Raw genomic sequence first — 12,470 nt, forward strand, 5'->3', positions numbered from 1 at the left:
TGATGAAACCTGTATGGAAATATTGGATCTAACAGTTTTCCTCTCTAAAGTCCGCACGCCTTCTCACATACGGACAGACAGGACGCCCCCATGACCGACAAGATCCCCGCTACCCTTCTCGCCGGTGATGGTATCGGGCCAGAAATCATGGCGTCTGTAACAACAGTGCTTGATGCTCTGGGAGCGCCTTTTGTCTGGGACCATCAGAGCGCAGGCATGGGCGCTCTGGAGAGCCAGGGAAGCGCCCTGCCTGATGCGACGCTGGAAAGCATCGCCCATACGGGCCTGGTGCTGAAAGGCCCGTTGACAACACCTGTTGGCAAAGGCTTCCGCTCTATCAATGTGACACTCCGTCAGCAGTTCGATCTGTATGCGAATGTTCGTCCGACGCAGACAATCGTGTCAGGCGGTCGTTATGAGAACGTCGATCTGGTCGTGATCCGGGAAAACGTTGAGGGCCTTTACGCCGCCATGGAACACTACATGCGCGTTGGGGACGATCCGGAAGCTGTGGCATACGGCGCCGGGTTCAACACGAGAGCGGAATGTAACCGAATCGTAAGGTTTGCATTCGAGTACGCTGTGAAGAACGGCCGCAAGAAGGTTACGCTGGTTCACAAGGCCAATATCCTCAAGATCCTGAGCGGCATCTTTCTGCATGAAGGCCGCCGCGTAGCCGCAGAATATGAAGGCCGCGTGGAGCTTGAAGAGCGCATTGTCGATGCCTGCGCGATGGAACTTGTCATCAAGCCGGAAAATTACGACGTCCTCGTCACGACCAATCTTTTTGGCGATATCCTGTCTGATCTGGCTGCAGGGCTTGTCGGCGGCCTAGGCATGGCACCAGGCGCGAATATTGGCGAGAAAATGGCTGTTTTTGAAGCAGTTCATGGATCCGCACCCGACATTGCAGGTCAGGGCATTGCTAATCCGCTCGCACTGATGATGGCAGCCAGCATGATGCTGGCTCATGTGGGACGTCAGGACCTGTCCGCCCGTCTTGATGCCGGCATGAAGCAGATCCTGACGACAGACAATATTCGCACCCGCGATCTTGGTGGCACGGCCACAACAGAAGACGTCACGCAGGCCCTCCTGCGCGCCATTCACTGAACAGACGACACGACCAGCAGGGAACAAACATCATGAAACAGGTTGGACGCGATCTTCTGGGCAGCCAGCGCGACCTGTCCGTTGACGGACAGACCTATCGCTATTTCTCTCTTCCTGTCGCAGCGGAGAAAATCGGGGACATTTCCCGCCTTCCCGTCAGCCTCAAGGTTCTGCTCGAAAACGTCCTGCGTTTCACGGACGGCACGAGCTACAAAGCTGAAGATGCAAAGGCCATTGCAGACTGGCTGCAGTACGCGGGTTCAACGCAGGAAGTGCCGTTCAAGCCATCCCGCATTCTGATGCAAGATTTCACAGGCGTTCCGGCTGTCGTCGATCTGGCCGCCATGCGCGATGGCATTCTGGCGCTCAATGGAGACCCGCGGAAGGTCAATCCGCTTGTGCCGGTTGATCTTGTGATCGACCATTCCGTCATGGTCGACGTGGCAGGCCGCGCAGACGCCCTTCAGCAGAACGTCTCGCTGGAATTCGAGCGGAATGGCGAACGTTATGCGTTTCTCCGCTGGGGCCAGCAAGCGTTCGACCAGTTCCGCGTTGTGCCGCCGGGTGCGGGCATCTGCCATCAGGTCAATCTGGAATATCTGTCCCAGGTCGTCTGGACTAGCACGATCGACGGCGTAACCTACGCCTATCCGGACACGCTGTATGGCACGGATTCCCACACCACCATGGTCAATGGACTGGGTGTTCTGGGCTGGGGCGTCGGCGGCATTGAAGCCGAAGCCGCGATGCTCGGCCAGCCCATTTCCATGCTCATTCCGGATGTCGTCGGCTTTCGTCTGGACGGCAAACTACCAGAAGGCACGACTGCAACAGACCTTGTCCTGACCATCACGCAGATGCTGCGCGCCAAGGGCGTTGTCGGGAAATTTGTCGAGTTCTATGGCCCCGCACTGGACCATCTGCCTGTCGCAGACCGCGCCACCATTGCCAATATGGCCCCGGAATACGGCGCAACCTGCGGCTTCTTCCCGGTCGATGCGCTGGCACTGGATTACCTGCGCCAGACCGGCCGTGACGAACACCCTATTGCGCTTGTTGAAGCCTATCTGCGGGCGCAAGGCATGTTCCGTGATGCGTCCACGCCAGAGCCAGTCTTTTCCTCCACGCTCTCACTGGATCTCAGCACCGTTACGCCGTCCCTCGCAGGACCAAAGCGCCCACAAGACCGTGTAGAACTGCGCTCTGCCTCCGAGGCTTTCGAGCAAGCCCTGACAGAGACTCTCGGCGTCAAACCGGAAAATACCATCGTCACCGCTCCGGTCGCTGGAACGGATTACGCGCTGGAACATGGTTCGGTCGTTATCGCGGCCATTACATCCTGCACTAACACGTCCAATCCGGCCGTTCTGATTGCCGCAGGACTGGTTGCCCGTAAGGCACATGCGCTCGGCCTCAAGCCCAAGCCATGGGTCAAAACCTCTCTCGCGCCAGGGTCGCAGGTCGTGACCGATTATCTGGATCGTGCAGGTCTAACGGCAGATCTGGATGCCTTAGGCTTTGAAACCGTTGGGTATGGCTGCACGACCTGCATCGGAAACTCAGGCCCATTGGCCCAGCCGATAGTTGATGCCATTGAGGGACATAACCTCGTGGCAACATCTGTCCTGTCTGGCAACCGCAACTTTGAAGGCCGTATTTCACCCAACGTTCGCGCAAACTACCTTGCAAGCCCGCCACTTGTGGTTGCTTACGCGCTGCTCGGGACGATGCGTCAGGACATTACGACAGCCGTTCTGGGCCACACGCCGGACGGCAAGGCCGTCTATCTGAAGGATCTCTGGCCCTCCAACCATGATGTTGCAGAGCTGGTTGGGTCTGCAGTTACCCGGGATGCGTTCGTTGAGCGGTATGGTCGTATCACGGAAGGCACGCCGGAATGGCAGGCGCTTGGAACAGCCAGTGATTCAGCCACTTTCAAATGGCAGCCTGGCTCCACGTATGTGCAGGATCCGCCATATTTTTCTGGCCTGACAGCTGACCCACAAACAACGAGTGACATTTCAGGCGCGCGCGTTCTGGCTCTGCTTGGTGACAACATCACCACCGATCACATCTCGCCTGCCGGTTCGATCGCGACGTCCTCCCCTGCAGGCAAATACCTTCAGGAGCATCAGGTCGCGGTTAAAGACTTTAATTCCTATGGATCACGCCGCGGCAATGACCGCGTGATGGTCCGCGGCACCTTCGCCAATATCCGTATCCGCAATGAAATGGCGCCGGGTACCGAAGGTGGCATGACACGTCATCAGCCGGATGGGGCACTTATGTCCATCTATGATGCGGCCACGCGCTACGCTGACGAAGGAACACCGCTTGTCGTGTTCGGCGGCAAGGAATACGGCATGGGCTCATCCCGCGACTGGGCCGCGAAAGGCACGCGTCTCCTTGGTGTCAAAGCTGTCATCGCCGAGAGCTTTGAGCGCATTCACCGTTCAAACCTTGTGGGAATGGGTGTTCTGCCACTGACGTTCGAACCTGGAACGACGCGCAAGACACTGAATCTGGATGGGACTGAAACCATCAATATTGCGGGCATCAGTGATCTGACTCCTCGCAAAACATTGGTTATGACCATCACCCGTCGTGATGGCACACAGGAAAACGTTCCCCTCCTGTGTCGCATCGATACGGTGGACGAAGCAGATTACTATCGCCATGGCGGCATCCTGCCTTACGTCCTGCGCGGTATGGCTGCGGCCTGAACAAAAAAGGCTCTGCCCCCAACAGGGGGGCAGAGCCAAAACAGGAAAAGACCGGGCCTCAGGCTGTCAGAGACAGACCTGCGTTGTTCTGAGGGGCCAGTTTGTAAGGTCCGCCAGCTTTGATCTGCAGAGCAAGAATGGCAATGCTATTGGAAGGGCGGCTGCCAAGCGGCAGAAGGCCACGACCGGCTGTCCAGCGCATGTTACCCTTCTCCGGATTGCTCCAGCCTTCCAGCGTCTCAGTCTTCAGATGAGCTGTAATCCGGTGAGTACGGCTCTCTTCAAACAGAGTGATATCACCAATCAGAACGCCGAGGTTGCGTCGGTCATCTACAAACGGGCCGATAACGTCACTCGGGCGGCTGGTTCTGGAGACAATCCGCACGCTTTTGACGTTAGCAGGGATCATGAACATGACACGGTCATTGGCTTCACGGGTCTTGCGAATAATCGTGCCTGTGTCCGTCACCAGGTGAAGATCGGCATCTTCCGTAAGAGGTGCATCTTCGGCAACCGTCTCTGAGCACACCTTGCTGGCACGCGCATCTAACTGGTGGAATAGCGGCTCCACAAACTCACGCCTGATATCCAGCGGCGCATTACCGTCTTCAGCCCATGTTTTAGCACGACCACCCAAGGCGACGACATTGCCGCTTTGAGTAAATGAACGACGATTTCCTGTGTCCAGATAGCTCTCTGTAAGAACGCCATTCGCGGTGATAACAGAGTGCTGCTCCGTCTCTACGTGGTAATAGTCGTAAGACGTGATGCTCTTGTCGTAAAAAATGGAGCGACCATTTACGAGCATCCGCACAGGTACGAATTTACCGTCGAAGAACAGGCAATGCTCAGCAGTGATCAGTAGGTCTTCATAGGGAGCACCATCTGAGATGGCATCCTTCAGAACACGGACCGGATAACCAGCTTTGTCATCAGGCAGTCCGGGGCAGACAAATGCCTTTTTGGTGCCAACCCACACGACTGGGCGATTTACTTGGGCCTGAGCCTGCCAGTCATAAACGGTAACTTCGTCGCCAATGCAAATATCTTCAACAGCGACCTCTCCCTGCGCAGTGCGGACCATTGATCCCCGCAAAAAGCACACGACAACCAGTGTTTTCAGATAAGTTTTTCCGTTGATCGTCGACACCGTAAAGGTCGTTCCTTCATTCGCTTCGGGAAGCTGGAATGAAGACGTTCCAGAAATTGGCTGCCCCTGACTGGTCAGCGTGTAAACTCCATTCACATACGTGTAGCCATCTGCCGAAAGGCCATTCAAAATAATTGTGTCATTTTCCTTAATATTTGTAATATACCCGATAATGCTTGGCGTTGTTCCTGCAGCGATTTCAATTGTACCGCCGCCGCCTTCATCAAACTGGATAAGTCCGACGGTTGTGGTCGCATATCCACCAAGAACTACCGTTCCACCGTTCCCGATAATTATTTTAGAATTATTCGAAACTGCGACAGTGTTATCAAGAGATAGAGATGCTCCGTCGCTTACAATAACTACAGCTGCGTCGGCAGTCGTTCCGACCTTCCAAGTAGATGCGCTTACATCAGAATTATTGTTTATAATAACAGATCCTGTAGTAGCTTTACTCACATCTGCTACCGGAAGCCCCGTATAGAACGCTGCTCCAGTTATACTTCCTGAATTATCTATGGTTATTATGCCGTTCTGGGCCGTAAGAACAGCTTGATCTCCCCCGTCTGGGGTGAAAATTACTGACGCTACCATTGTTTTCTCCTGCCTCTAGCCAGATGAGATCTGCAACTCACCGCGCCTGTTTTTTTGAAGCATGAGAATTTTGGCCACCACTCCCATATGGTAGTGGATGTTTGCTTTTTTTTGAATATTTTTGTCTGATGATTCCGACTTCAAAAGAAAGAATCCATCAAATGGAAAATCATATTTTTATTACAAAAAATATCTATAAAACTATTGAAGACCGCTCCGAATGGAATGAAGCCTTAGTAAATATCGCAAAATACTGCACAGACAGCAGTTTTGGCGGCGCATCTTTAATTCCATTAGACGAAGACATGTCTGAATGGCGGTTTGGCTCCAATCAGGATCCGAAAACAGAAGAATTATATTACAATCACTGGCGAAACAAATCACCTCTGTCTGTCTATACAAGAAAAAAAATAGAGAATGACTTCCTGTATGTTGATGACAGCTTCTTATCTGACAAACAAATCGACAAAATACCGTTTTACATGGAATTTTTAAGGGAATTTGGTGTTCGAAGAATACATCATGCCATGTTCAAAACTGAAAATGGGAATAGGTTCCTACTGTCAGTACAGTCCCCAGACGGGTTAACAATACAATCAAGCGCAATCATCAAGCAAAACCTGACACGAATAATTCCGCACGTTATTCAAGCAGTTGGAACCGGAATTTCCTTTAACAAGAGCAAGAATTTTCATGAAATATTTGAGAATTCCTTCAAAGAAATGCCGTTTGGAATTGCTCTGATTAATTCAGAAAATAGAATTGTATATGCGAACAATAACCTAGTCCGGATGGAATCCGATGGAATCTTTATAAAAAACAACACAATCCAAGTGAAGAGTTCTGATGGTAACAGTAAATTTTCTCGCCTTCTCTCTGGATCCGGCGATATTCATAATCCCATAAAAATAAAAACCGAAACAGATAAGATTTTTTTTGCAAAAGTAATAAACGTTTCATCTAAAATGGAACAAACCAGAATGGTTATTTTTTCCATCCATAGAGTCAATTCTGAAACGGAAGCTATCCTGAGCAACCTTTTTCTTACAGCGTCTCAATCAAAAATTGCCTGCCTGATCGCGAATGGGAATTCCATTAAGGACTCTTCTTTGAAAATGAATATCACCGAAGGAACTGCCCGACAGATGGTCAAAGATATTTTTGTCAGGTTAGGCGTTAATAGCCAGAGCCAACTTACGGCTTTTGTTAAAAATATAAGCTTTATAGCCTGAATTTTATTACATACCCCTGCATCAATAGTACCAAAATGATGCAGAGGCAGGTTAACAGATCTTCTTATGCAGCATCCACGGTCACAGCTGACGGTGCATTTTTCTTAACGGATTCAATCCCGGCATTCCGCGCACTTTCACTGCTGTACGCCTGACTGCTGCCAATCACCTGCCCGTTTGAAGCCTTCAGATTGAAGAATGGCTTTCCAGACGCTGAAATCTTGCGCTCATAATGGGCGTCGTCAGGGGCATGCTTCTGAACGGAAGCAATACCATTCACCGCACTGGCTTTCTGCTTGTACCCTTCACTGGCAAGAATATTCTCTCCGTTCGCTGCTTTCAGGCGAAAACGATATTCGCCAGCAGTGTCGGTATAGAGTTCAAATTTTGCACTCATGATCGAGCTCCTTTCAGAACAGCATTCATCAGCAGACCCCGCATACCAGATTCAAGAAGACCTGCTGCTGTGAGCCTGCCACAAAAAGTGCTGAAAAATCGAGTCCGCTCTCAAGCCCGACGGGCAAGTGCCAGCTTAAGGCTGAACAGCAGGAACACACTGCCGGTCAGGCGGTCCATACGTCGTACGACAGTTGGGCTGGACAGAAAGCGTCCAAGAGGAATGGTCAAGGCGACCAGCAGTCCAAGCCATGCAAAAGACAGCAACGCCTGAATGGCGGTTAGCAGAAGCGAAAATTCGCGCACGTTGACATGGGGCGGAATGAACTGCGGCATAAACGTCATGTAAAAAACGCCAACCTTGGGGTTCAGCAGATTGCTCAGCAAACCGCGCCGAAAGGCCAGTCCTGCCTCTGGACGGTTCGTCGGCTGCTCAATGGCTGCTTCAGCCTCTTCTTTCGACAGGGATGATCGCGGATGTAGCAGCAGCTTGATGCCTATCCATCCCAGATAAAGCGCACCTGCCCATTTGACGGCTGTGAATGCCGTCTCCGAAGCCGCCAAAAGGGCGGTCAGGCCAAAAGCCGCTCCCAGGCCCCAGACGCCAAGCCCAAGGCAGATTCCCATAACGGCTGCCAGCCCGGCTTTCCAGCCAGACGTCGTGGCCGTCCGGAGGGTCATGGCGGTATCCAGGCCCGGCGTAATGGTAAAAACGGCGGCAGTCAGTGCGAAGGCAAGGAGGGGGAGCAGATAAGGATGCATGACCTGAACCATATACATCCTTTTCCTTCTCCCCAAGGCCTCACCAATTATGCCTGCACAGGCAAGCGGATCAGGTAGTCAAAGGCAGACAGGGAGGCCTTTGCGCCCTCACCCATGGCAATGACAATCTGCTTGTAAGGCACTGTCGTCGCGTCCCCCGCAGCGTAGATCCCCGGCACTGATGTTGCGCAATGATCGTTGATTACGATCTCACCATACGGGCTCAGATCCAGGGTCCCCTTCAACCAGTCCGTATTTGGCAGCAGACCGATCTGAACGAATACGCCGTCCGTCTTGATGTGGTGCAGGCCGCCATCAGCATCGCTGTAAGTCAGGCCCGTGACTTCCTTGCCGTCACCCTCGATCTTCGTGGTGAGCGCACTCATCAGAACCTTGACATTGGGCAGGCTCAGCAACTTATCCTGCAACACCTTATCCGCCTTCAGATGCGCACCGCGCTGCAAAAGCGTAACGTGTGAGACGATATTTGCCAGATCAATTGCAGCTTCAACACCGCTATTGCCGCCGCCCGTCACAACAACAGGGCGCCCCTTGTAGAACGGGCCATCGCAATGTGGGCAGTAGGCCACGCCCTTGGTGCGATATTCTTCTTCACCCGGAACGCCAAGCTGGCGCCACCGTGCACCGGTTGCCAGAATGACCGTCTTGGAATGCAGGCTCGCCCCACTTTCCAGAGCGATCTCATGCAAGCCACCAATCTGAGCCGCCGGAACAAGTTTGGCAGCTTTCTGGGACGCGATGATCTGCACATCATACTGGCGCACATGGGCTTCAAGCGCAGCAGATAGCTGTGGGCCTTCTGTTTCCTTGACGGAAATGAAGTTCTCGATGCCAGCCGTATCCATCACCTGACCACCGAAGCGGTCCGCAACGAGGCCCGTTCGCAAGCCTTTACGTGCAGCATAAATCGCTGCGGATGCACCCGCCGGGCCCGCGCCCAGTACCAGAACATCAAATGGTGCAACGTCGTTCAACTTGGCAGCCGCACGCTCGACAGAAGACGCATCCAGCTTTGCCAGAATATCCGCGACTTCCATGCGGCCAGAGGCAAATGGCTGCCCATTCAGATAGACCTGCGGCACAGACCGAATGCCAAGGCGTTCGACTTCCTCCTGAAAATCCGCCCCATCAATCGCGACATGATGGATTTTCGGATTCAGGACGCTCATGGCGTTCAGCGCCTGCACCACATCCGGGCAGTTCTGGCAGGACTGGGAGAAATAGGTCTCGAAATGGAAATCCCCGTCCAGCGCTTTGATCTGCTCAACAAGATCAGCGTCGATCTTGGGCGGATGACCGCTCACCTGAAGAAGCGCAAGGACCAGCGAGGTAAACTCATGCCCCATCGGGAGGCCGGCGAATGTCACGGCTTCAACCGAACCGGCCCGGCGAATCAGGAAGGATGGGCGGCGGGAAGCAGTTCCGGCGTCGGAGAACGTCACCTTGTTGGACAGGCTGGCAATGTCTTCCAGCAATCCACGCACTTCGGCGGAGCGCTCGTCGGTGCCAAGGGTAGCTTCCAGCACGACGTCACTGCGCAGATATTCCATATAGGCGCGCATCTGGGTTTTCAGGTCGTCCTGAAGCATCGTTTTCTCCAGCAATTTAAAATTGGTGAAATCTTGTAGAGCCCTGCCCCGATGAAGGGGCAGGGAATGGTGAGGCGATCCCGCCTCACCCGGCAAAATCAGATCTTGCCAACGAGGTCGAGAGAAGGCTTCAGCGTTTCGCCGCCTTCCTTCCACTTGGCCGGGCAGACTTCACCCGGATGCGTGGCGACATACTGAGCGGCCTGGATCTTCTCCAGCAGTTCCGTCGCGGAGCGGCCAACGCCACCAGCCGTGATTTCGATGTACTGAACCTTGCCTTCCGGATCGAGCAGGAACGTGCCGCGATCAGCCAGGCCAGCTTCTTCGATCAGAACACCGAAGTTGCGGGAGATCACACCAGTCGGGTCGCCCAGCATGGTGTACTTGATCTTGCCAATAGCCGGGGACGTGTCGTGCCAGGCCTTGTGCGTGAAATGCTTGTCCGTGGAAACGGAATAGATTTCAACGCCCAGCTTGTCGAAAGCGGCCTGATTGTCAGCCAGATCTTCAAGTTCCGTCGGGCAGACGAACGTGAAGTCTGCCGGATAGAAGAAGAAGACGGACCACTTACCACGGACGTCTGCGTCCGTGACCGTCAGGAATTCGCCGTTGCGGAATGCATCGGTCGAGAACGGGGTCAGTGTGGAGTTAATGCGAACCATCAGAAGGTCTCCTGCTTTGTCGCTCGTGTTAGGTTGCGGAACCTATGTCCCACAAAATGAGAAGGTCAGGAAACAGTTCCTGTCAATATGATTGATCGGTCAAACCGAACAGATATCAAACCCTCATCACCACTACCTATTTCATATCAGCCCCGCTGACCAGTCCTTCAAGCCCATTGACGACGAAAGGCTTCCAGCTTTCCCAGATAGATTTTGCGCTGCGCCGGGCTGATCCAGGCAGCCTCAAAACTGTTTCGTGCCAGCTTGAGAAGATCTTCTTTGCTCAAAGCGCCATCGCCCTGCGCCACGACAAGGCTCTCCGCCACATAATTGCTCTTCATGTAGGCGGGATCATCTGAGGCGACCGTAACTTTCAGACCCTGATCCAGCATTCCGCGAATGATGTTGATGTTTTCACCATTTTCCCGCAGCCAGCCACAGGCAACCGGGCAAACGGTAAACGCTGTGCCTCTGCGTTTTGCCACAGCCACCAGATCCGGACGCTCCAGAATATTGCCGCCATGATCAATGCGGTCTGCCTGAATATCTTCCAGCACTTGCCGGATGTGTTCATGCGTATCGAGCTGGTTCAGGTCACAATGCATTGTCAGGTGAAAACCGGCTTTACGGGCGCGGGCAAACACCTCACGGAATTTGTCAGGGGGATTATTCTTCTCGTCAGAGTCCAGTCCAATCCCGACAATATGCTGCCGGTAGGAAAGCGCTGACTCCAGTGTCTTCATAGCAGACTCAGTCGTCAGTTCCCGCTCGAAGCAAAGAACAAGCTGGGAGTCGATCTGTAGATTGCGGCGACCATCAGCCTGCGCCCGCGTAAGGCCATTCATGACCGTAGCGAACGGGATGCCACGGTCCGTATGCATCTGCGGATCGAAGAATATCTCCGCATACAGCACATTCTGGGAGGCTGCTTTGGTCAGATAGGCATATGTGAGGTCATAGAAATCCTGCTCCTTGAGCAGAACAGTTTTGCCTTCATAGAAAATCTTCAGAAAGCTCTGAAGGTCGTGGAAGTTATAACTGGCCCGCATCTCTTCAACCGTGCTGTACGGCAGGGAGACACCATTGCGCTGGGCCAGGCGGAACTTCATTTCCGGCTCAAGCGTGCCTTCAATATGCACATGCATTTCGGCTTTTGGCATTGCATAGATGAAGCGGGTCATGTCATCGCCCGCTCCATCTGAAGCTGCCGCAGCCGATGCACGGCCGGTCAAAGCGATACTGGCTGAAAACAGCATTGTATTTGCCAGAAAAAACCTGCGCCCGAACGTCATCCTGTTTTCCTTTAGCGTTTACGCGGCATCCCCCTGCCCACGACTTTCGCAGGGAGAATGTTGCGCATCCGCTCCGATAACAAGGAGAGAAAACAGGATAGACTGCACGTTAATTTAGATCAGGCCGTCAGACCGCCATCTACCGGGAGGGACGCGCCCGTAATGTAAGAGGCTGCAGGGCTTGCAAGGAAGCCTACGAAATCCGCAATATCAGCAACCTTGCCGTAGGAATTCGTCGCGGTGAAACTGCTGATCAGGGCCGCACCTTCGCCATCAGCCGGGTTCAGATCCGTATCAATCGGACCTGGCTCGACCACATTAACGGTAATCCCCTTCGGCCCCACATCACGCGCTACGCCGCGGGCAAAGCCTTCCAGAGCCGCCTTGGTGGCGGAGTAAAGGGAAATACCTGGGAAAGGTGCGCGGGCACCAAAAGCAGAGCCGATATAAATCAGGCGACCACCCTGCCCCAGATGTTTCACCGCTTCCATCGTCTCGATCATAACGGCACGAACATTTAGGTTCAGCACCTGATCGATTTGCTCAACAGTCATCTGATCGATCGGCCCGTAAGGATAAATCCCAGCGTTGCAAACGAGCGCATCCAGACGGCCAAATGTTTCCACGGCCTTCGTGACAACAGCGCGGTTACCTTCCGCTGTTCCGCCATTGGCCTTGATGGCAACAGCCTTGCGGCCCTTGGCTTCAATCTTGCTAACGATATCCGCAGCAGCCTTTTCGTTGCTGGCATAAGAGATCGCAACGTCATATCCGTCTGTGGCCAGACGAAGGGCAATTGCGGCCCCGATACCACGGGAACCACCGGTCACGAGAGCAGCGCGCTGTGTCATGGAGTCTTCATCCTAGCTGTGGAAATTCTTTGAAACCTTATACGCTTCATAGGCAGATGTGTCTTGCCGAAGCCGATGACGCTTT

General features: G+C 53.5%; 10 protein-coding genes. 3 read left to right on the forward strand and 7 right to left on the reverse strand.

Translation table 11 applies throughout. From position 1 onward, the window contains the following. Window positions 1-90 precede the first annotated feature (90 nt). Window positions 91-1,113: an isocitrate/isopropylmalate dehydrogenase family protein gene (locus tag KP708_RS12775; protein ID WP_215750977.1), complete on the forward strand. Its 1,023-nt coding sequence runs from the start codon at window positions 91-93 to the stop codon at window positions 1,111-1,113. Between the two features lie 32 nt (window positions 1,114-1,145). Beyond that, window positions 1,146-3,836 (forward strand): aconitate hydratase AcnA, encoded by a 2,691-nt coding sequence (acnA, locus tag KP708_RS12780; protein ID WP_215750976.1) that lies wholly within the window; start codon window positions 1,146-1,148, stop codon window positions 3,834-3,836. A gap of 58 nt (window positions 3,837-3,894) precedes the next feature. Here acnA and KP708_RS12785 read toward each other — a convergent pair whose 3' ends face one another. Further along, on the reverse strand, window positions 3,895-5,580 hold the full coding sequence (locus tag KP708_RS12785) for a Hint domain-containing protein (protein WP_215750975.1): 1,686 nt from the start codon (window positions 5,578-5,580) through the stop codon (window positions 3,895-3,897). Between the two features lie 161 nt (window positions 5,581-5,741). On the opposite strand from KP708_RS12785, the gene KP708_RS12790 reads away from it, so the two are divergent. Further along, complete coding sequence (locus KP708_RS12790) at window positions 5,742-6,812, forward strand: LuxR family transcriptional regulator (RefSeq protein WP_215750974.1); 1,071 nt, start codon at window positions 5,742-5,744, stop codon at window positions 6,810-6,812. Between the two features lie 64 nt (window positions 6,813-6,876). Here KP708_RS12790 and KP708_RS12795 read toward each other — a convergent pair whose 3' ends face one another. The 6 genes from KP708_RS12795 to KP708_RS12820 form a co-directional block, all read right to left on the reverse strand. Then, window positions 6,877-7,209 carry a YegP family protein gene (locus tag KP708_RS12795; RefSeq protein WP_211516554.1) on the reverse strand — a complete coding sequence of 111 codons (333 nt, stop codon included), beginning with the start codon at window positions 7,207-7,209 and terminating at the stop codon, window positions 6,877-6,879. A gap of 110 nt (window positions 7,210-7,319) precedes the next feature. Beyond that, a complete protein-coding gene (locus KP708_RS12800) occupies window positions 7,320-7,982 on the reverse strand; it encodes a LysE family translocator (protein ID WP_252347518.1) in 663 nt (220 codons plus the stop codon). 35 nt (window positions 7,983-8,017) lie between these two features. Continuing rightward, window positions 8,018-9,580 carry an alkyl hydroperoxide reductase subunit F gene (gene ahpF, locus KP708_RS12805; RefSeq protein ID WP_215750973.1) on the reverse strand — a complete coding sequence of 521 codons (1,563 nt, stop codon included), beginning with the start codon at window positions 9,578-9,580 and terminating at the stop codon, window positions 8,018-8,020. A 98-nt stretch (window positions 9,581-9,678) separates the two neighbouring features. Further along, complete coding sequence (gene ahpC, locus KP708_RS12810; protein WP_215750972.1) at window positions 9,679-10,242, reverse strand: alkyl hydroperoxide reductase subunit C; 564 nt, start codon at window positions 10,240-10,242, stop codon at window positions 9,679-9,681. 167 nt (window positions 10,243-10,409) lie between these two features. Further along, a complete protein-coding gene (gene add / locus KP708_RS12815; RefSeq protein ID WP_215750971.1) occupies window positions 10,410-11,534 on the reverse strand; it encodes an adenosine deaminase in 1,125 nt (374 codons plus the stop codon). 119 nt (window positions 11,535-11,653) lie between these two features. Beyond that, window positions 11,654-12,385 (reverse strand): SDR family oxidoreductase, encoded by a 732-nt coding sequence (locus tag KP708_RS12820; protein WP_064274703.1) that lies wholly within the window; start codon window positions 12,383-12,385, stop codon window positions 11,654-11,656. Between the last annotated feature and the right edge of the window lie 85 nt (window positions 12,386-12,470).

This window comes from Gluconobacter sp. P5H9_a (genome assembly GCF_018812085.1).
GTDB lineage: Bacteria > Pseudomonadota > Alphaproteobacteria > Acetobacterales > Acetobacteraceae > Gluconobacter.

What these genes read in the sequence shown, in the direction of transcription:
- KP708_RS12775 (WP_215750977.1), top strand. Translation starts at nt 91, where the DNA reads ATGACCGACAAGATCCCCGCTACCCTTCTCGCCGGTGATGGTATCGGG.
- acnA (WP_215750976.1), top strand. Translation starts at nt 1,146, where the DNA reads ATGAAACAGGTTGGACGCGATCTTCTGGGCAGCCAGCGCGACCTGTCC.
- KP708_RS12785 (WP_215750975.1), bottom strand. Translation starts at nt 5,580, where the DNA reads ATGGTAGCGTCAGTAATTTTCACCCCAGACGGGGGAGATCAAGCTGTT.
- KP708_RS12790 (WP_215750974.1), top strand. Translation starts at nt 5,742, where the DNA reads ATGGAAAATCATATTTTTATTACAAAAAATATCTATAAAACTATTGAA.
- KP708_RS12795 (WP_211516554.1), bottom strand. Translation starts at nt 7,209, where the DNA reads ATGAGTGCAAAATTTGAACTCTATACCGACACTGCTGGCGAATATCGT.
- KP708_RS12800 (WP_252347518.1), bottom strand. Translation starts at nt 7,982, where the DNA reads ATGGTTCAGGTCATGCATCCTTATCTGCTCCCCCTCCTTGCCTTCGCA.
- ahpF (WP_215750973.1), bottom strand. Translation starts at nt 9,580, where the DNA reads ATGCTTCAGGACGACCTGAAAACCCAGATGCGCGCCTATATGGAATAT.
- ahpC (WP_215750972.1), bottom strand. Translation starts at nt 10,242, where the DNA reads ATGGTTCGCATTAACTCCACACTGACCCCGTTCTCGACCGATGCATTC.
- add (WP_215750971.1), bottom strand. Translation starts at nt 11,534, where the DNA reads ATGACGTTCGGGCGCAGGTTTTTTCTGGCAAATACAATGCTGTTTTCA.
- KP708_RS12820 (WP_064274703.1), bottom strand. Translation starts at nt 12,385, where the DNA reads ATGACACAGCGCGCTGCTCTCGTGACCGGTGGTTCCCGTGGTATCGGG.